Origin of the sequence: Streptomyces asoensis (assembly GCF_016860545.1) — a bacterium.
Taxonomy (GTDB): Bacteria; Actinomycetota; Actinomycetes; order Streptomycetales; family Streptomycetaceae; genus Streptomyces; species Streptomyces asoensis.
The window spans coordinates 1939100-1957601 of the sequence record NZ_BNEB01000005.1; the positions used below are offsets into that span (position 1 = coordinate 1939100).

The window sequence follows — 18502 nt, forward strand, 5'->3', positions numbered from 1 at the left end:
GCGTCGTGCCATGACCAGCGACACCCCCGCACCCCTCGCCGGCACCTCCCTCGCCGCGGCTCTCGCCGCCGGAGCAGTCGTCCTCGACGGCGGCATGTCCAACCAGCTGGAATCCGCCGGACACGACCTGAGCGACGAGCTGTGGTCGGCCCGGCTGCTCGCCGCACAGCCGGAGGCCGTCACCGAGGCGCACCTCGCCTACTTCGAGGCCGGTGCGGACGTGGCGATCACCTCCAGCTACCAGGCCACGTTCGAGGGCTTCGCCAAGCGCGGCATCGGCCACGACGAGGCCGCGCGCCTGCTCGCGCTCAGCGTCGAACTGGCCCGGCGGGCGGCCCGGCAGGCCCACGACGGCGGCGTCACCCGCCCGCTGTGGGTGGCCGCGTCGGTGGGACCGTACGGGGCGATGCTCGCGGACGGCTCCGAGTACCGGGGCCGCTACGGGCTGAGCGTCGGGGAACTCGAGCGGTTCCACCGCCCCCGGCTCGAGGTCCTGGCCGCCGCCGCGCCCGACGTCCTCGCCCTGGAGACGGTTCCCGACGCCGACGAGGCCGAGGCGATGCTGCGCGCGATCCGCGGGCTCGGCGTGCCGGCCTGGCTGTCGTACTCGGTCGCCGGGGACCGCACCCGTGCCGGGCAGCCGCTGGACGAGGCGTTCGCGCTGGCCGCGGAGGCCGACGACGTCATCGCGGTCGGGGTGAACTGCTGCGCGCCCGAGGACGTCGAGGGCGCAGTGGCGACCGCGGCCCGCGTCACGGGCAAGCCGGTCGTCGTCTACCCGAACAGCGGCGAGGCCTGGGACGCGGAGGCCCGCGCCTGGACCGGCCGGTCCTCCTTCACCACCGAGCAGGTCCTCGGCTGGCGGGATGCCGGGGCCCGGCTGATCGGCGGCTGCTGCCGCGTCGGTCCGACGGCGATCACGTCGATCGCCGGCACCCTGACCCCGGCCTGACCCACCGCCCCCACGGACAGGCGGCGTGGGACTCCGTCGCGCCGTGAAGGCGCCCGGCCCGGCTGCCCGCGGACTGCGCACGCCCCCCGTCCGCCAAGACCCGCGCCGGGCCCGCCCACGGCACACGCGCACCTCCCCCGGCACCGTCACGTCGGTGAGGTGCGTGCGGTCAGCGTCCCTTCACTCCGCCGGACCGGCGCAACCGGCGTACCGCCGATCTCAGCTCCGTGCCGCGCGGCACCTTGCGAAGCAGCGGATCCACGGGAGGCGCGCCCGCACCGTCGACGGCCTCGCCCGCCACCGCGGCCGCCGCTTCCGCCGTCCACAGGGCCAGCTCACGGTCGCGCGGGCCGTACGCGGTGTACGACATCCCGTCGACGTCGTGCCGGACGGGACCGTCTTTGGGCCCCGCGCCCACGCCCTCGCCCTCGCCCTCGCCCTCGCCCTCGCCGTCAGCATCCGCATCCGGCTCCGGCTCCCCGAACATCCGTACCGGATGGGCCGCGCCCCACGCCTCCCATCCCGGATCGCCGGTGGTCACGAACCGCGTCCACGCTCCGTGCATCGCGTCGGCGAGTTCCTGCGGCGCGCCGCCCCCGGCGAGCTTCGCGGACTCGGCCGTCTCGCCGGTGTCGAAGACGAAGCCGAGTTCGAGGGCGTGGCAGGCACCCAGCCCGGGCCGCAGCGAGGGCCACGCGAACTCGTACACCCACGACGAGCCCGGCCGGGCCTCGGCCAGCCGGTGCAGCGGCCGGCGCAGCAGGTTGTCGGTGACCATCTGGCCGACGATCTCGGCGGTACCCGCCCCGGGGTGCAGGGCCCGGTACCCGCGTGGCACCTCGTGCCCGCAGTGGCAGCGGGCCATCGCCCCGGCGAGGGCGACGGGGCCCAGCCGGTCGACGCGGTCCGTCAGCCCGCCCGGCACCAGCCACAGCCGGTACTCGTCCCGGGTCCAGCCGAGCAGCAGATCGGTGCCGACGGCGGCGTCCCCGTCGATCAGGGCCTGGAGGGGGTCGCGGGGGACGAGATCGCCGTCGACGACGATGCCGAAGGCGGGCCCGCCGAGGACCGGGCTGCTGAGCCGGCCGACGTCGGCCTGCGTGCGCAGCAGCAGATCGCGGTCGACGGCGGCGAAGGCCTCCGCGGTGGCGGGGACCTTCAGCCGCGCGGCCATCCGGCGGACCATGCGCCGTACCTTGTCCCGTTCGAAGGCCTCCGGCGGTCCGCTCTGGAGGACGGCCCGCCGGAACAGGCCCTGCGCCTGCGGGGCCGCGATGAGCACGCCCGCGCTGATGGCTCCCGCGGACTGCCCCGCCAGGGTGACCCGGTCCGGATCGCCTCCGAAGGCCCTGATCGACCGGTGGACCCATTGCAGCGCGGCGAGCTGGTCGCGCAGACCGGGATTGGCGGGCGCGTCCGGAAACAGGCCGTAACCCTCCACCCCCAGCCGGTAGTTGACCGAGACGAAGACGATGCCGTCCCGAGCGAAGGCCCGTCCGTCGTAGACCGGAACGGCCGAGGAGCCCCTGGTCAGGGCGCCGCCGTGCAGCCACACCAGGACGGGCAGCCGGGAGGCTGGACCGGGCTCGGGCGTCCAGACGTTGAGGTTGAGGCAGTCGTCGCCCGGCACGACGGGGTCGGACAGGTACTGGGCGAAGGCCTCGGAGTACGGCGGTTTCGGCGCCGTCGGGCCGAAGGCGCCCGCGTCGCGCACCCCGTCCCACGGGTCGGGCGGCTCGGGCGGCCGGAACCTGCGGGGCCCGAAGGGGGGCGCCGCGTAGGGGATGCCCCGGAAGACCGCGATGCCGTTCTCGTGCCGCCCGCGTACGGCCCCGTAAGGGGTCGTGACGACGGGGTGACGGGGGTCGGGGTCCGTCGGATCTGCCGCCATCTCCTCACCAGCCCTTCGCCGCGCTCGCGCGCCGGTATGACCAGAGCACCACAACAGCGCGCGGTATTCCGGCCCACGCCCCCTCGAACAGGGCCGTTCGGGGTACCCCCACGCTTACCCCCTGCCGACGCGCCCGCCCCCACGGAAGCCACAGCGAAACCGCAACCTCACCGGCACCGGGTCCCTCAGAAGGCCCTGACCCGTGGCGGAGCCGGCCAAGGCTCTGCCAGGGGCCCAGCAGAGCCTTGGCCCCTGGCAGAGCCGAAGCGCTCAGCGGACCTGACTCGTACTGGAGCCGGGGGGCTCTGCGGGCCCTGGCTCATGCTGAAACCGGGGGATCTCCGCGAGCCCTGACTCGTGCTGGAGCCCGGGTTCTCAACCGAGCCCGCCCCTCAGCCGTCCGGCGACTCGGCGGAACCGGCGGAACCGGCGGTACCGGGTGTCCCGGAACCCTGGCCCACAGCTGAGCCGGGGGCTCACCGGAGCCGAGTCCCCTGGTGGAGCTGGGCTGCTCTGCGGGGCATCGGCCCATCGTGGAGCCGGAGCCTCCGCCGTGCCGGACGTCTCAGCGGGGCCCGCGCAGCTGCCCCGGGGGGCCCAGCGGCATCGCTCCCCCGAAACACCGGCCCGGCAGGGCCAAGGCTCCGCTGACACACCCCGCGCCGCTGTGAACACCCCGCTTGCGGCGGACGCGCAAGATCCCGCGTTTTCCGGAGTCTTCACGTCACGCCCCGCCGCACCTAGGATAGCAAGCGCTTTCTGCGAGCCGCCTGAACCGGATCGGCTCCGTAAGGGCGCTGGTCGAACTTTCGCTGGCCCTCGGGCGGGCCGGAGAGGTGGTTCCCGATGGTGCGCACCGCTGGTGCGAGCACGAGCGTGACGGCAGGGCCGACCCTGGCGGTCGTGGCCCGCGAGGCGGGGGTGTCCGTCCCGACCGCCTCCAAGGTCGTCAACGGCAGGGAGGACGTGGCCCCGGAGACCAGACGACGGGTGACGGAGGCCCTGGACCGGCTGGGTTACGTCCGCAGGCCGCGCCTGGACGTTGGCAAGCCCCCTCGGCTGATCGACCTCGTCGTGCACTCGCTGGACAGCTCCCGGTCGGGTGCGGTGCTGCACGGGGTGGAGGAGGCGGCCCACGACGCGGGACTGGACGTGGTCGTCTCGGCCGCCCTGTCCCGCAGCCGCGTCGGCCGGCCCGAGCGCGGCTGGCTCGACAAGCTGACCGTGCGCGGTTCGGCCGGGGTGCTCTTCAACCTGGCCGAGCTGACGGCCTCCCAGTACGCCTGGCTCGAGCACCACCGCACACCGTTCGTGATGATCGACCCGGTGGTCGAGCCCCCGCCGGGGGTGGTGTCGGTGGGCGCGGCCAACTGGCAGGGCGGGGTGACGGCCACCGAGCATCTGCTGGCGCTGGGCCACGAGCGCATCGCCGTCGTCTCCGGCCCGCGGCGCAGGATGTGCAGCAGTGCCCGGGTCGCCGGCTACCGCTCGGCGCTGGCAGCGGCGGGGGTCGCGCACCGTCCCGAGTACGTGCGCAACGGCGGCTTCGACGAGTCCCTCGCCGAGCGGCGCACACGTGAACTGCTCGACCTCCCCGAGCCGCCGACGGCGGTCTTCGTCTGTTCCGACCGCATGGCCCTCGGGGTCTGCCTCGCACTGGCGGAACGGGGACTGCGGATCCCGGACGACGTGAGCGTGGTCGGGTTCGACGACCTGCCGGAGTCCCGGTGGACCACGCCCGCGCTCACCACCGTGCGTCAGCCGCTGGCCGAGATGGCGGCGACCGGCTTACGGCTGCTGCTGCGGATGATGGACGGCGAGCGGCCGGAAGGGACCCGGACCGAGCTGTCCACCCGGCTCGTGGAGCGGTCGAGCACGGCGCCGCCGCGCGGGTAGGCGGGACGGGACGCGGCCCGGGCCAGGGCGGAGCGGGCCGGGCCGGGCCGCGGGAGATCCTTGTCAGCGCCGGCGCGCCCTCGCTCCGGTCTGCCGACCAGACCCTCCCTCAGGTCGACGGCGCCGCCGGCGTGGCCGCGGCCGCCTGGAGCCCGCGCGGGGCCGGGGTCACGCGTTCACGCTCTCGGGGGCGGTGCGCAGGCGGGCGATGTTGCGCTCCAGCAGTTCGGTCGAGGCCCGCACACCGACGCCGCTCGCCGCGTCCACCTCGGGCAGCCTGCCGTCGGCCCGCTTGAGGTCGGCGAGCGCGGAGTCCATCGCCGCGTGGGCGGCGAAGAGACACGGGGTGCTGTAGATGGCGACGTCGACGCCGAGGTCGGACAGCTCGCCCAGGGAGAGCCGCGGGGACTTCCCGCCGGCGATCTGGTTGAACAGCAGCGGCTTGTCGCCCACCACGTCACGGATCCGGCGGATCCACTCCACGGTGCGCACCCCGTCCACCAGGATCACGTCGGCGTCCGTGGCGGCCAGTGTCGCGGCCCGCCGCAGGATGTCGTGCTCGTCGGTGGCGTCCGTGCGGGCGACCACGACCATGTCGCGCCGGGTGGCCAGCACCATCTCCAGCTTCGCCAGGTACTCGCTCAGCGGCAGCACCTGCTTGCCGTCGGCGTGCCCGCACCGGCGCGGCCGCTTCTGGTCCTCCAGGATCACTCCCGAGGCCCCGATCCGCTCCAGGGCCTCCACCACGTGGCAGGCGACCTCCGGATCGACGTACCCGTCGTCGATGTCGACCAGCAGGTGCTGCTGCGGGAACGCGCCCCGCAGCCGCTGGACGAACGCGAGCATGTCCGGCCAGGCGATGAAACCGATGTCGGGCAGCCCGTAGTGCGAGGCGGCGAAGCCGAAGCCGGAGACGAACATCCCGTCGTAGTGGTCCGCGGCGATCGACGCCGAGTACATGTCGTACACGCCGATCAGCGGGGTCGTCCCGGGTGCGGCGATCCGCTGCCGCAGCTTGTTCCCGTAAGTCACCGTCCGGCTCCTCCCATGGAGTCGAGGGGTCGACACACCAGCGGCACGGCAGCCGTGGCGACACGCCAGCCCTTTGCCAGGACAAAAGGATCTCCGTGTCGGCGCACGGCACTCGCGGCGCGCGGGCCGCGCTCACCCCGATGGCGCAACCGGTTCACCGGAGAAACGTCACTGGTCCGCCGACCGGGCCGCCCAGGCGATGCCCCCGCGCAGATGGGCGCGGAAGCCGGGGTCCGTGTAGGCCTCGGCGGCGTGTCCGAGGGCCGTGTAGAACACCCGCCCGGCCCCCTGCTCACGGCACCACACCAGCGGGTGATCGGCTCCCATGCCGCCGCCCGTGTACGACGACTCGTCGGCGACGGCGAGGACCCGCACCCGCCCGCGCGGGCTGACCCGGAAGTCGTACCACTCGTCGGTGAAGTCCCAGCGGGCCGGCAGCGCGCGGGTGGCGGGGTGGCCGTGGTCCTCGGTCAGCACCCGGCCGGGCTGGTACGCGGGGTGGCGGGCGAAGCGGGCGCCGAGCAGCTCGCCGTAGTACGGCCAGTCGTACTCCGTGCACGCGGCCGCGTGGACCCCGGCGAAACCGCCGCCGGCCTCGACGTAGGCGGCGAGGCGCGTCCGACCGGCCGGGGTCAGCACCTCACCGCTGGTGGAGAGGAAGACCACGGCCGCGTACCCCTCCAGGGGAGCTTCCATAACCGTCGGGTCCTCGGTGTGGTCGACGGTGAACCCGCCCAGCCCGCGGACGGCTGCGACGGCGTCCTCGATGGAGTCGTGCCGGTAGTCGGCGGTACGGGTGTACACGAGCACACGGGCGGTCATGAGGAGGAGCCTAGGCGGCGGGCACCGCCGTCGGCGCACCCCCCGGTCCGCAACCGCACGGCCCGACACCACGCGGCACCGCACCGCACCACACCGCGTACCGCGGCGTCGCACGGCACGGGCACGGCACCGCCGGGACCCATAGCGGCCCGGCCGGGGCGCCGGGAGGCCGGGAGGCCGGGAGGCCGGGAGGCCGGGAGGCCGGAACGGGCGCGCCCCGGCTTGCGAGTCGTGGTCCGGCCCCGGGGGCATGGTCCGGCCACGGAGCCCGGTCCGGCCCGGGGTGGGCGCGTACGCTCGGGCGGGATGAACACCCTTCCCGCACGATTCGATCACATCGTCCTCGCAACGCCCGATCTGGCGGCGACGGTCGCCGAGTTCACCCGGCGCACAGGAGTGGTCCCGGCGCCCGGCGGGGTGCATGTCGGGCTCGGCACCCGCAATCATCTCGTCGGCCTCGGCGAACGTGCCTACCTGGAGATCATCGGCCCGGATCCGGATCAGCCCGACCCGTCCGGCCCCCGGCCCTTCGGCGTGGACGCGCTCGCCTCCGCCCGGACGATCACCTGGGCCATCAGCCCGCCCGACCTGGACGCGGCGGTCGCGGCGGCCCGCGCCCGGGGCTACGACACCGGTGACGTGAGGGAGATGAGCCGCCGCCGTCCGGACGGCACCCTGCTGCGCTGGCGGCTGACCGACGGCGGCTGCCCGCATCCGTCCGGCCTGGTGCCGTTCCTCATCGACTGGGGCGGTACGGCCCACCCCGCCGCCTCCGGCCTGCCGGTCTGCCCCCTGCGGGAGCTGACCGCCACGGCTCCGGACCCCGGGGAGGTACGTGCCCTGCTGGCCGCTCTCGGCACCGGACTCGCCCTGGCCGAGGGTCCTGCGGGGTTCGCGTTCACCCTGGACACGCCCAACGGGCCGGTGACGTTCGACTGACGACCTGCCCCGGGGGTGCGAGCCGTCCCGTCCCGCGCTGTCCGTTTCGTTCAAGACCGGCCGCGGGCGGGCTGGCTAGCGTGGCCGTATGAGTCCACGATTCGATGCCGTCGGCCTGGTCGTCTCCGACATGGCCGCCTCCGTCTCCTTCTACCGTCTGCTCGGCTTCGACTTCCCGGAGGGGGCGGCGAACGAGCCGCACGCCGAGGCCGAACTGCCCGGTGGGCTGCGGCTGTTGCTGGACACCGAGGACACGGTCCGTTCGTTCCACCCGCGGTGGCGGGCGCCGTCCGGGAGCGGCCGCGCCTCACTGGCGCTGCGTTGCGACGGTCCCGCCGAGGTCGACGCGGTGTACGCGGAACTCGTCGGCGCCGGCCACCGCGGCGAGCTGGAGCCGTGGGACGCCTTCTGGGGCCAGCGGTACGCCGTCGTGCTGGACCCCGACGGCAACGGCGTCGACCTGTTCGCGCCGTCGGCTCAGTGATCCGTGCGCCCGCGCGTCAGGGCGCCCAGCGTGAGCCCCGTGAACTCCCGTACGTCACGGGAGAGGTGCGCCTGGTCGGCGTAACCGGCCCGCTGCGCCGTCTGCGCGTACGGGACGCCCCGCCGGGCGAGCGCGAGGGCCCGCTGGAGGCGCAGGATCCGGGCGAGCGTCTTGGGGCCGTAGCCGAAGGACGCCAGCGAGAGCCGGTGCAACCGGCGTGCGCCGAGACCTAGTTCGTCGGCCGTGTCGGCCACGGCGCGTCCCGCCGCGAGGGCGTGCACCAGGCGGCGCAACGCCCGGTCGGGCGGGGCCGCCCGCTCGAGCGCCAGCTCCTCCAGTGCCGTCCCCGGGTCCGCTGCGGCGGCGATCCGGCCGCTCAGACGCCGGACCTCGGCGGCCGGCCACAGGTCGGTCAGCTCGACGCGGCGGTCGCGCAGTTCGTGGGCCGGGACACCCAGCAGCGCGGGCGCGGTACCGGGGTACAGGCGGACGCCCGCCCAGGGCGCGGCCGGGCCCCGGACCTGATGGGCGCGGGTGTCCGGCCCTGCGACGAGCAGTCTGCCCTCGCCGAACAGCAGGTCCATGCAGCCGTCGGGGAGCACGGGAAGCGCGCCGGGCGCCGCGGACGGCGTGTGCGTCCACACCACGGCCCCGGCCAGCCGAGCCCCCCGCTCCTGATACACACCCCCAGGCTACGCGGGCCCCCACCCCCGGGAGCCACCCCCGCAAACCCGCTCCGGTGAGATCCCCCGCCGGGGGTCCGGTCCCGGGAGTCCGGTCCCAGGGGCGGTCCCGGCGGGCGCCGCCAGGGAACCGCCACCCGGGATCCGGTACCCGGGATCAGTTCTTCGGTGGCTGGTCCTCGCCGGGGTTCGCTTCGGTGCCGCCGTTCGCGCCCGTGGCGCCGGTGCCGCCGTTCGCGCCGTTGACGCCGTGGGGCTTGGGGGAGCTCTTCGCGTGGGTGCGGAAGCGGCCCGTCACGTCCTCCGGCGGGAGGAACCGCGACCACCGCTCGGGGAACTCGGACGGCATGTCCGGGTCGTCGGGGTCGTCGTCCTCGTGGGCGTGCAGCGCGGCCACGCGGGCGACGTACTCGGCGGCCTCCTCCTGCCGGACGCGTTCGTTGGCCGCGCGGGCCGCGGCCGTCGCGGCGGCCGGCCAGACGCGGTCGATCGCGGCGTTGACGGCGGCGCCGACCAGCACGGCGAACGCGGACACACCGATCCACAGCAGGACGGCGACCGCGGCGGCCAGGGAGCCGTAGATGGTGGCCCCCTCGATCGTGCTCGTCAGGTAGATGCGCAGCAGGAAGCTGCCGAGGACCCACATCGCGAGGGCGACGAGCGCGCCGGGGACGTCCTCGATCCAGGGTGAGCGCACGGGCACGGAGACGTGGTAGAGCGTGGTCAGGAAGGCCACGGACAGGACGATCACGACCGGCCAGTAGAGGACCTGCACCACCGTCGTCGACCAGGGGACGATCCGCACCACCGCGTCCGGCCCCGCGACCATCAGCGGCAGCGCGACGGAGCCGATCAGCAGCGCGCCGACGAACAGCAGGAACGCAACCAGCCGGGTCTTGACGATGCCGCGGACGCCGTCGAGGCCGTACATCACGGTGATGGTGTCGATGAAGACGTTCACGGCGCGCGAGCCCGACCACAGCGCGAACAGGAACCCTATGGAGATGACGTCGGGGCGGCCGCCCTTCATCACGTCGTCGAGGATCGGCTGCGCGATCTGCCGGACGCCCTTGTCGGAGAGGACCGTGCGCGAGGCGTCGAGGAGGTTGGCCTCCAGGCTGGTGATGGTGTCGGTGCCGGTCCAGTCGTCGACGTAGCCGAGCAGACCGATGAGGCTGAGCAGCAGCGGCGGCACGGACAGCAGCGTGAAGAAGGCGGCCTCGGCGGCCAGGCCGAGGATGCGGTACTCGACGCAGGAGTTGACGGTGTCCTTCAGCAGCAGCCAGGCCGTCCGCCGCTTGGACACGTTCCGGTAGAGGGCACGCGCCCGGTGGAGACGCCCGGCGGGGCTCCCGGGTTGCTCGGATGACTGACTTCCTGGCTGCACGACCTAAAGGTATCCGCCGTTCGGGGCTGCACTCACCTCCGGCAAGGCCGCTTCACCGGGTCGGGGAGACGGCGCGCGGAGCACCGGAGGGCCATGACCGCCGTACCCGGGGGTAGGTTCGGGCCATGGCAGGCACCACGCACACCGTGACCAACCAGCCCCCGCCCCTGACCGGGTACGACGTCTACGGCACCGATCGGGCGCTGGTGGCGGCCGTGGACCGGCATCTGGACCCGGACCTGCTCGACGAGACGCACGGTGAGCTCTCGGCGCTCGGCCGGGCGGCCGGGTCGGCGCAGCTCCAGGAGTGGGCGGCGCAGGCCGACGAGAACCCGCCGGTGCTGCGCACGCACGACCGCTACGGACACCGGGTGGACGAGGTCGACTTCCACCCCGCCTGGCACCGGCTGCTCGGCAAGGGCGTCGGGGCCCATCTGACCGACGCCTGGGTGCGTCCGGGGGGACACGTGCGCCGGGCGGCGGCCTTCCTGGTGTGGACGCAGGTCGAGGCGGGGACCTGCTGTCCGCTGTCCATGACCCACGCGGCGGTGCCCGCGCTGCGCGCCGATCCGGAGCTGGCGGCCGAGTGGGAACCCCGGCTGACGTCCACGATCTACGACCGGGGACTGCGGCCGGCCCGGCACAAGGCCGGGGCCCTGTTCGGCATGGCCATGACGGAGAAGCAGGGCGGGAGCGACGTACGGGCCAACACGACGCTCGCCACCCCGCTCGCCGAGGACGGCACGTACGAGCTGACCGGGCACAAGTGGTTCTGCTCGGCGCCCATGTCGGACGGCTTCCTGGTGCTGGCGCAGGCCGCGCCCTCCGCGGGCGGAGGCGGCCCCACCTGCTTCCTCGTGCCGCGCGTGCTGGAGGACGGCACCCGCAACGTCTTCCGGCTCCAGCGGCTCAAGGACAAGCTGGGCAACCGGTCCAACGCGTCCGGCGAGGTCGAGTTCGACGGGACGTGGGCCCGCCGGGTCGGTGACGAGGGGCGCGGGGTGCGCACCGTCATCGACATGGTCGCGGCCACCCGGCTGGACTGCGTGGTGGGCTCCGCCGGTCTGATGCGGCAGGCGGTGGCGCAGGCGATCCACCACTGCGCCCACCGGGAGGCGTTCGGCGGGAAGCTCGTCGACAAACCGCTGATGCGCGGCGTGCTGGCGGACCTCGCGCTGGAGTCGGAGGCGGCGACCGCCCTGGCCCTGCGGCTGGCGGCCGCGTACGACGACGGGGGCGAGCAGGAGCGGGCGCTGCTGAGGATCGCGGTGCCCGCGGCCAAGTACTGGGTGACCAAGCGCTGCGCGCCGCTGGTGGTGGAGGCCGCGGAGTGCCTGGGCGGGAACGGCTACGTGACGGAGTCGGGGATGCCCCGGCTGGTGCGCGAGTCGCCGCTGAACTCGATCTGGGAGGGCGCGGGCAATGTGCAGGCCCTGGACGTGCTGCGCGCGCTGCGCAGGGAGCCGCAGGCGCTGGACGCCTGGCTCCGGGAGGTCGGCCTGGCGCGCGGGGCCGACCACCGGCTGGACCGGGCGATCAAGGACCTGCTGACGGAACTGGCCGATCTGGACGGGGCCGAGGCGCGCGCCCGCCGGCTGGCGGAGCGGTTCGCTCTGGTGCTCCAGGGGGCACTGCTCGTGCGATTCGCGCCCCCGGAGGTCGCCGACGCGTTCTGCGCCTCACGGCTGGGCGGGGACGGGGGTTCGACCTTCGGGACGCTGCCGCACAGCCTGGACCTGGCGTCGGTCGTCGAGCGGGCCGCTCCTCGGCTCTGAGCGAGCCGGACCGCGCGGACCTGCGCGGACAGGAAGCGGGGGTGGTGCTGCGCCGACACGGCACCACCCCCGCCGCAATGGCCCTGCGAGGCCAGGATCGCCGCTCGGGACGGCGTGGCTCAAGTTTCAAACACCCTGTGGACGTTCACCAGGGTTGCAGGGGGTTGCAACTTGTCGGTGGTTGTGACCGGACTGTGCCCCTCCGTCACCGGTGGACGGCAAGATGGGTGCCCGCAGCAAGACCGGAAAACGTCGACGCGAGAGCTTGACATCCGGTCGTCCGTCGTGTCCTTCCGGGAGGCCCAGTGGTGACACCACCGATGAACGTGCCGCGGCTCGCGGCCGTCGACGCCGCGCGGGCGGCGCGGGTGCTCAACGAGGTGCGCGACGCCCGGCTGGCGGGCCAGCGGACGCCGGTCGCCCCGCGGCCGGTGATCGAGCAGTCCTGGGACCGGATGCTGCGCAGCGGGGTGGACCCCGACCACGACTTCCGCGCCGGGCTGCTCAGCGCCGACGAGGTACGGCGGCGGCGCGAGGAGTCGCCGTTGCGGGAGGTGCTGCCGGTGCTGCGCGAGGGGCTGCTCTCGGTCGCGGACGCCGCCCGCCACATCATGGTCGTCGCCGACGCGGAGGGCCGGGTGCTGTGGCGCGAGGGCTGCGGCCCCGTCCTGCGCAAGGCCGACGGACTGGGTTTCGAACTGGGCGCGGACTGGGGCGAGGACGTGGTCGGCACCAACGGCGTGGGCACTCCCGCGGTGGTGCGCCGGCCGGTCCAGGTGTTCGCCGCCGAGCACTTCGTGCGCTCGCACACCGCCTGGACGTGCGCGGGCGCCCCGATCACCGACCCGCGCAACGGCCGGCTGCTCGGCGTGGTCGACGTCAGCGGGCCGCTGGAGACGATGCATCCGGCGACGCTCGCCTGGGTCGACGCGGTGGCCAAGCTCGCCGAGTCCCGGTTGCGCGAACGGCACCTGGGTTCGCTGGAACGGCTGCGGGCGGTGGCGGCCCCGGTGCTGGCCCGCACGGGCGGCCGGGCGGCGGTGGTGGACGCCGACGGCTGGACGGCCGCGGTGACCGGGATGCCGTACGCGCGCCGGATCGCGCTGCCGAAGTCGCCGTCGCCGGGGCGCGGCCGGCTGCCGGCGCTGGGGCTGTGCTCGGTCGAACCGCTGGCCGGGGGCTGGCTGCTGCGGTCGGTGGACGAGTCGGCCGAGCCGCCGCCGCTCGCCTCGACCCGGATCGTGCTGGACCTGACCCGGCCGCGGCGCTGGTCGGTGCGGGTGTCGCAGGGCGCGGGTTCGTGGACGCGGGAACTGAGTCCCCGGCACGCCGAGTTGCTGTACCTGCTGGCCGCCGACCGCGGTGGCCGCAGTGCGGCGGCGCTGGCGGAGGACCTGTTCGGCGACCCGGGCCGTACGGTGACGGTGCGGGCCGAGATGTCCCGGGTGCGCAGGTACCTCGGCGGAGTCCTGGAGCATCGGCCGTATCGTTTCTGCGAGGACGCCGAGGTCGATGTGCTCCTCCCGTCCGACGCCGGGGCCCTGCTGCCGCACTCGACCGCCCCGGCGGTGCTGCGCCGCCGCGCGGCGGCGCCCCGGTGACCCTGCCCCACCCGGGTCCGTACGGTGGCGGCTTCCGCATATTTGCGCAGTCTTCGCCCCCGAGGGCGCCCGACTGCCGTAGCATCCCTCTACGGGTCACCCCACCTGCTCCTCGGTCAACGTACGGATCAAAAGGCGCAGTTGGCCCGCCTCGGGAGGGCAAATGAAGCAACGCGGCCGACACCGCCGGCGCAGACGGGGCAGGGCACTGCGCGCGTTCCTGTCCGCGACCGCTCTCGCGCTCACCGCTGCCGCCACCATGATCAGCGTCTCCCAGGCGAAGGTCCCCGACCGCGGTCCGGGGAACCTCGAAGCCCTCACGGCCTCGGCGGACACCGCGCCCCTGCGGCTCACCGAGCACCGCGTCCCGCAGACCACCCTGGACCGGCTCGCCGCCGGGATGGGCCGGCCGGTGGGGGTCGGCGCGGTGCTGGACGGCGCCGACCGCAGCCTGCGCGACGCGGTCGACTGCTCGTCCGCCGAACGCCGGGCGCTGCCCGTCTCCCCCTCGGCCACGCGCGCGTACTGCTGGAACACCGACGACACCCAGGGCTGGCGGCCCGGCGCGGTCACCACCTCGGGCGACGCGGACGACGACGGGGTCTGGGGCGCGAACCGGGTGATCCTGTCCGGCTGGTCGCGCAGCGACGGCGCGCGCACCGAGCGCGGGCTGGCCCGGGTCGGCTTCGTCGACGCGGGCGACCTGAACCACCTCTCCTACACCTGGGCGCTGCTGGCCGTGCCGGTCGACGGCGGACGGGACTACCGCGGACTGGTCTCCCACGTCTCCGGGATGGTCTGGTACCAGGACAAGCTGCTGGTCACCGCGGACGACGGGGACCGGACCGCGCTCTACGTGTACGACATGAACCGCGTCCAGCGCGCCACGGTCGCCCAGGACGCGGTGGGCCGGGTGCCGGGCGGCTGGTCCGCCAACGGCTACCGCTTCGTCCTGCCGGCCGTCGGCTCCTACGAGCTGAGCGGGGGCTCCGGCGCCCCGCACCCCGCGGCCGTCTCCCTCGACCGCAGCACCGCGCCGGACAGCCTGGTCGCCGGGGAGTGGACCCTCGACGACGGCGACCGCGGCGCCCGTCTGTGGCGCTACCCCTTCAGCACCGCGCCCGGCCACGAGGGACTGCTCGCCACGGACGGCGCCGGACGGGCGGCGGCGTCACAGGCGTACGAGACGAAGGTGACCGGAGTGCGCGGCGTGCTGTCGTACGGCGCGAGGTGGTACGTCACCCGGGCCGCCGGCCCGCGCGACGACCACGGCACGCTGTGGCGCCAGGAGGACTCCGCGGAGGCCGACGACGGCTCCGACGGCAAGGCGCACGAGCCGGGGGCCGCGGTGTGCGGCACCGAGGAGAGCCACAGCTGCTGGTCCCCGTCGACGGAGTCCCTCTCCTACTGGGAGGCGACCGGGGAGGTCTGGACCCAGTCGGGACGGGCGCTCTTCGCGCTGCCGCTGGCCTCGATCGACAGAACGACCAGGTAGATGATTTTCTGACGGGCATGACCGACATCCCCGTGACCACCTGGTCCCTGGAGCAGACCGATCCCGACGACCTGCGTCCGGCCGCCGCGCCCGAGGGCGACGTCCGGATCGTCCGCTCCGAGGTCCCCTCCCCCGAGTACAGCCGTTTCCTGTACGCCTCCGTCGGCGGGGACATCCGCTGGACCGACCGGCTCGGCTGGACGTACGCGCGGTGGACGGAGCACCTGGCGCGTCCGGGGGTCGAGACGTGGGTGGCGCTCGACCGGGGCACCCCGGCCGGGTACGTGGAGCTGGAGCCGCAGGACGACGGGGTCGTGGAGATCGTCTACTTCGGTCTGGTCCCGGCCTTCCGGGGCCGGCGCATCGGCGGGCACCTGCTGTCGTACGGCGTCGCCCGCGCGTGGGACCTGTCGCAGCGCTGGCCGGAGCTGGCCGGGACCGAGCGGGTGTGGCTGCACACGTGCAGCCTGGACGGCGAGCACGCCATGGCCAATTACCTGCGCCGGGGGTTCAAGCTGTTCGACACCAAGGTCGAGGAGCAGCCGGAGGTGCCCGCGCCGGGCCCCTGGCCTGGCGCCTTCCCCGTCTGACCGCCCGCCCATACCGGCTGTGACCTGCGTCGACAAGAGTCCTCGCAGGTCATGTGATCGACGCCACCCCTGTCTCACATTCCGGGACCAAGGTGTCCGCATCGCGGACGAAGCTGGACTGTGTCCAGATCGCCGTGACACGCTTTCGCCATGTCCGGAACTGGAATTGCCTTGGTGAGTCGGCGGCACGTCGACCTCGGCCGCATGTCCAGCGCCATCTGTCCGGCGAGCTGACGAGCCGCAGCGCCGCCGCATTCCTTGCACAGCCTCCCGCCCGCGCGACGAAGCGCACGCACTTCCGTGTGCCCGTAAGCACAGGTCAGAGCCGTTTCCCGTCTGTCCCGAAGGACGTATACCACCATGGCCGCCACCCCGCAGAACCCTCCTGCCGCGACTCCCCGCCGCAAGGTGAGCCGTCACCGCGGTGAGGGCCAGTGGGCAGCGGGTCACTTCACCCCGCTCAACGGCAACGAGCAGTTCAAAAGGGACGACGACGGTCTCAATGTGCGGACACGCATTGAGACGATCTACTCCAAGCGCGGGTTCGACTCGATCGACCCCAACGACCTGCGCGGCCGGATGCGCTGGTGGGGGCTGTACACCCAGCGCAAGCCCGGGATCGACGGCGGCAAGACCGCGATCCTGGAGCCGGAGGAGCTGGACGACAAGTACTTCATGCTCCGCGTGCGCATCGACGGCGGCGCGCTCACGACCGAGCAGCTGCGGGTCATCGGCGAGATCTCGCAGGAGTTCGCCCGGGGCACCGCCGACCTCACCGACCGGCAGAACGTCCAGTACCACTGGATCCGCATCGAGGACGTGCCCGAGATCTGGAACCGCCTGGAGGCGGTCGGGCTGTCCACCACCGAGGCCTGCGGTGACACGCCCCGCACGATCCTCGGCTCGCCCGTGGCCGGTATCGCCGAGGACGAGATCGTCGACGGCAGCCCCGCCGTCGCCGAGATCAACCGGCGCTTCATCGGCAACAAGGAGTTCTCCAACCTGCCGCGCAAGTTCAAGACGGCGATCTCCGGCTCCCCGCTCCTGGACGTCGCCCACGAGATCAACGACGTGGCGTTCGTCGGTGTCGAGCACCCCGAGTACGGCCCGGGCTTCGACCTGTGGGTCGGCGGCGGGCTCTCCACCAACCCGAAGATCGGCGTCCGGCTCGGCGCCTGGGTCCCGCTGGACGAGGTCCCGGACGTCTGGGCCGGCGTGATCGGCATCTTCCGCGACTACGGCTACCGGCGCCTGCGCAACCGTGCGCGCCTGAAGTTCCTGGTCGCCGACTGGGGCCCGGAGAAGTTCCGCCAGGTCCTCCAGGACGAGTACCTGCGGCGCACGCTCGTCGACGGCCCGGCGCCCGCCGCGCCCGTCGAGCGCTGGCGCGACCACGTGGGTGTGCACCGCCAGCGCGACGGCCGCTTCTACGTCGGCTTCGCCCCGCGCGTCGGCCGCGTGGACGGCGCCACCCTGACGAAGATCGCGGAGCTCGCCGAGGCCCACGGCTCGGGCCGGGTGCGGACCACCGTCGAGCAGAAGATGATCGTCCTCGACGTCGAGGAGGCGCAGGTCGCCTCGCTCGTCGAGGCCCTGGAGGCGCTGGACCTGACCGCGCGGCCCTCCTCGTTCCGGCGCGGCACCATGGCCTGCACCGGCATCGAGTACTGCAAGCTCGCCATCGTCGAGACCAAGCAGCGCGGCTCCGCGCTGATCGACGAACTGGAGCGCCGCCTCCCGGAGTTCGACGAGCCGATCACCATCAACATCAACGGCTGCCCGAACGCCTGCGCCCGTATCCAGGTCGCGGACATCGGCCTCAAGGGCCAGCTGGTCCTCGACGAGCGGGGCGAGCAGGTCGAGGGCTTCCAGGTGCACCTGGGCGGCGCCCTCGGACTGGAAGCCGGCTTCGGCCGCAAGGTCCGTGGTCTGAAGGTCACGTCGGAGGAGCTGCCCGACTACGTGGAGCGCGTCCTGAGGCGGTTCCAGGAAGGCCGCGAGGACGGCGAGCGGTTCGCCGCCTGGGTCACGCGCGCCGACGAGGAGGCCCTCTCGTGAGCGAGCGCGCCGCCCCTTTCTACTGCCCGTACTGCGGCGACGAGGACCTGCGTCCGAGCGAGACCCCGGAAGGCGGTCACGGCGCCTGGGAATGCGCGGCGTGCAACCGCGCATTCCAGCTGAAGTTCCTCGGGCTGCTCGCCCGGGGTGTTCAGCGCACCGAACCGGGAGGGGACCGGATATGACGGCAGTTCAGGAAGGCAGCACGACCGAGGAGTTGAAGGCGCTCGCCGAGCAGGCGGGCCGCGACCTGGAGGACGCCTCCGCGCTGGAGATCCTCCGGTGGGCGGTGGACACCTTCGGCGCGCGGTTCTGCGTGACGTCGTCGATGGAGGACGCCGTGGTCGCGCACCTCGCCTCGCGCGTCCTCAAGGGCGTCGACGTGGTGTTCCTCGACACCGGCTACCACTTCCCCGAGACCATCGGCACCCGCGACGCGGTGGAGGCCGTGATGGACGTCAACGTCATCACGCTCACCCCGCGGCAGACGGTCGCCGAGCAGGACGCCGAGTACGGGCCGAAGCTGCACGACCGCGACCCGGACCTGTGCTGCAAGCTGCGCAAGGTGCGGCCGCTGGAGGAGGGCCTCGAAGGCTATCTGGCCTGGGCCACCGGCCTGCGCCGCGACGAGTCCCCCACCCGGGCGAACACCCCGGTCGTCGGCTGGGACGAGAAGCGGCGGAAGGTCAAGATCTCGCCCATCGCCCGCTGGACCCAGGACGACGTCGACGCCTACGTCACCGAGCACGGCGTACTGACCAACCCCCTGCTGATGGACGGCTACGCCTCCGTGGGGTGCGCCCCCTGCACCCGCCGGGTCCTGGAGGGCGAGGACGCACGCGCCGGCCGCTGGGCAGGGCGCGCGAAGACCGAGTGCGGGCTGCACGGCTGACCCCG

Annotated in this window: 17 protein-coding genes; 12 read left to right on the forward strand and 5 right to left on the reverse strand. The window is 73.8% G+C overall.

The features are described 5' to 3' along the window. Positions 1-10 precede the first annotated feature (10 nt). On the forward strand, positions 11-952 hold the full coding sequence (gene mmuM, locus Saso_RS31290; protein ID WP_189923123.1) for a homocysteine S-methyltransferase: 942 nt from the start codon (positions 11-13) through the stop codon (positions 950-952). A 169-nt stretch (positions 953-1121) separates the two neighbouring features. Here mmuM and Saso_RS31295 read toward each other — a convergent pair whose 3' ends face one another. Further along, entirely contained in the window at positions 1122-2843 is a 1722-nt protein-coding gene (locus Saso_RS31295; protein WP_189923121.1) for a carboxylesterase/lipase family protein, read from the reverse strand. Positions 2844-3689: 846 nt separating this feature from the next. Between Saso_RS31295 and Saso_RS31300 the strand changes: the two genes are divergently transcribed. Beyond that, a complete protein-coding gene (locus Saso_RS31300) occupies positions 3690-4739 on the forward strand; it encodes a LacI family DNA-binding transcriptional regulator (protein ID WP_189923119.1) in 1050 nt (349 codons plus the stop codon). Between the two features lie 168 nt (positions 4740-4907). Here Saso_RS31300 and Saso_RS31305 read toward each other — a convergent pair whose 3' ends face one another. Together Saso_RS31305 and Saso_RS31310 are read right to left on the reverse strand one after the other, a co-directional pair. After that, positions 4908-5771, reverse strand: coding sequence for an isocitrate lyase/PEP mutase family protein (locus tag Saso_RS31305; protein ID WP_189923118.1), 864 nt, complete (start codon positions 5769-5771; stop codon positions 4908-4910). Between the two features lie 168 nt (positions 5772-5939). Then, on the reverse strand, positions 5940-6593 hold the full coding sequence (locus Saso_RS31310; RefSeq protein WP_189923116.1) for a ThuA domain-containing protein: 654 nt from the start codon (positions 6591-6593) through the stop codon (positions 5940-5942). A 306-nt stretch (positions 6594-6899) separates the two neighbouring features. Between Saso_RS31310 and Saso_RS31315 the strand changes: the two genes are divergently transcribed. Further along, positions 6900-7532 (forward strand): VOC family protein, encoded by a 633-nt coding sequence (locus Saso_RS31315; RefSeq protein ID WP_189923114.1) that lies wholly within the window; start codon positions 6900-6902, stop codon positions 7530-7532. Between the two features lie 88 nt (positions 7533-7620). Continuing rightward, a complete protein-coding gene (locus Saso_RS31320) occupies positions 7621-8016 on the forward strand; it encodes a VOC family protein (protein WP_189923112.1) in 396 nt (131 codons plus the stop codon). Here Saso_RS31320 and Saso_RS31325 read toward each other — a convergent pair. After that, positions 8010-8699 carry a helix-turn-helix domain-containing protein gene (locus Saso_RS31325; RefSeq protein WP_189923111.1) on the reverse strand — a complete coding sequence of 230 codons (690 nt, stop codon included), beginning with the start codon at positions 8697-8699 and terminating at the stop codon, positions 8010-8012. The genes Saso_RS31320 and Saso_RS31325 overlap by 7 nt on opposite strands. Positions 8700-8856: 157 nt before the next feature. Further along, positions 8857-10086, reverse strand: a complete 1230-nt coding sequence (locus Saso_RS31330; protein ID WP_229901326.1) for a YihY/virulence factor BrkB family protein — start codon at positions 10084-10086, stop codon at positions 8857-8859. A 125-nt stretch (positions 10087-10211) separates the two neighbouring features. On the opposite strand from Saso_RS31330, the gene Saso_RS31335 reads away from it, so the two are divergent. The 8 genes from Saso_RS31335 to Saso_RS31365 all read left to right on the forward strand — a co-directional run bounded on the left by Saso_RS31335 (position 10212) and on the right by Saso_RS31365 (position 18497). Then, on the forward strand, positions 10212-11861 hold the full coding sequence (locus Saso_RS31335; protein ID WP_189923109.1) for an acyl-CoA dehydrogenase family protein: 1650 nt from the start codon (positions 10212-10214) through the stop codon (positions 11859-11861). Positions 11862-12181: 320 nt separating this feature from the next. After that, positions 12182-13462 carry a GAF domain-containing protein gene (locus tag Saso_RS31340; RefSeq protein ID WP_189923389.1) on the forward strand — a complete coding sequence of 427 codons (1281 nt, stop codon included), beginning with the start codon at positions 12182-12184 and terminating at the stop codon, positions 13460-13462. A gap of 163 nt (positions 13463-13625) precedes the next feature. Further along, positions 13626-14957 (forward strand): hypothetical protein, encoded by a 1332-nt coding sequence (locus Saso_RS31345; protein ID WP_189923107.1) that lies wholly within the window; start codon positions 13626-13628, stop codon positions 14955-14957. Between the two features lie 17 nt (positions 14958-14974). Continuing rightward, entirely contained in the window at positions 14975-15547 is a 573-nt protein-coding gene (locus tag Saso_RS31350; RefSeq protein ID WP_189923105.1) for a GNAT family N-acetyltransferase, read from the forward strand. Positions 15548-15697: 150 nt separating this feature from the next. Beyond that, positions 15698-15781, forward strand: a complete 84-nt coding sequence (locus Saso_RS39190) for a putative leader peptide (protein ID WP_309486338.1) — start codon at positions 15698-15700, stop codon at positions 15779-15781. 126 nt (positions 15782-15907) lie between these two features. Then, positions 15908-17605, forward strand: coding sequence for a nitrite/sulfite reductase (locus tag Saso_RS31355; RefSeq protein ID WP_189923103.1), 1698 nt, complete (start codon positions 15908-15910; stop codon positions 17603-17605). Further along, positions 17602-17790, forward strand: coding sequence for a hypothetical protein (locus Saso_RS31360; protein ID WP_189923101.1), 189 nt, complete (start codon positions 17602-17604; stop codon positions 17788-17790). Before Saso_RS31355 ends, Saso_RS31360 begins: the two co-directional genes overlap by 4 nt. After that, the gene (locus Saso_RS31365; protein WP_189923100.1) at positions 17787-18497 is read left to right on the forward strand and encodes a phosphoadenylyl-sulfate reductase; all 711 of its coding nucleotides are present in this window, start codon (positions 17787-17789) and stop codon (positions 18495-18497) included. Before Saso_RS31360 ends, Saso_RS31365 begins: the two co-directional genes overlap by 4 nt. The last annotated feature ends 5 nt before the right edge of the window (positions 18498-18502 follow it).

What these genes read in the sequence shown, in the direction of transcription:
- mmuM (WP_189923123.1), top strand. Translation starts at nt 11, where the DNA reads ATGACCAGCGACACCCCCGCACCCCTCGCCGGCACCTCCCTCGCCGCG.
- Saso_RS31295 (WP_189923121.1), bottom strand. Translation starts at nt 2,843, where the DNA reads ATGGCGGCAGATCCGACGGACCCCGACCCCCGTCACCCCGTCGTCACG.
- Saso_RS31300 (WP_189923119.1), top strand. Translation starts at nt 3,690, where the DNA reads ATGGTGCGCACCGCTGGTGCGAGCACGAGCGTGACGGCAGGGCCGACC.
- Saso_RS31310 (WP_189923116.1), bottom strand. Translation starts at nt 6,593, where the DNA reads ATGACCGCCCGTGTGCTCGTGTACACCCGTACCGCCGACTACCGGCAC.
- Saso_RS31315 (WP_189923114.1), top strand. Translation starts at nt 6,900, where the DNA reads ATGAACACCCTTCCCGCACGATTCGATCACATCGTCCTCGCAACGCCC.
- Saso_RS31320 (WP_189923112.1), top strand. Translation starts at nt 7,621, where the DNA reads ATGAGTCCACGATTCGATGCCGTCGGCCTGGTCGTCTCCGACATGGCC.
- Saso_RS31335 (WP_189923109.1), top strand. Translation starts at nt 10,212, where the DNA reads ATGGCAGGCACCACGCACACCGTGACCAACCAGCCCCCGCCCCTGACC.
- Saso_RS31340 (WP_189923389.1), top strand. Translation starts at nt 12,182, where the DNA reads ATGAACGTGCCGCGGCTCGCGGCCGTCGACGCCGCGCGGGCGGCGCGG.
- Saso_RS31345 (WP_189923107.1), top strand. Translation starts at nt 13,626, where the DNA reads ATGAAGCAACGCGGCCGACACCGCCGGCGCAGACGGGGCAGGGCACTG.
- Saso_RS31350 (WP_189923105.1), top strand. Translation starts at nt 14,975, where the DNA reads ATGACCGACATCCCCGTGACCACCTGGTCCCTGGAGCAGACCGATCCC.
- Saso_RS39190 (WP_309486338.1), top strand. Translation starts at nt 15,698, where the DNA reads ATGTCCGGAACTGGAATTGCCTTGGTGAGTCGGCGGCACGTCGACCTC.
- Saso_RS31355 (WP_189923103.1), top strand. Translation starts at nt 15,908, where the DNA reads ATGGCCGCCACCCCGCAGAACCCTCCTGCCGCGACTCCCCGCCGCAAG.
- Saso_RS31365 (WP_189923100.1), top strand. Translation starts at nt 17,787, where the DNA reads ATGACGGCAGTTCAGGAAGGCAGCACGACCGAGGAGTTGAAGGCGCTC.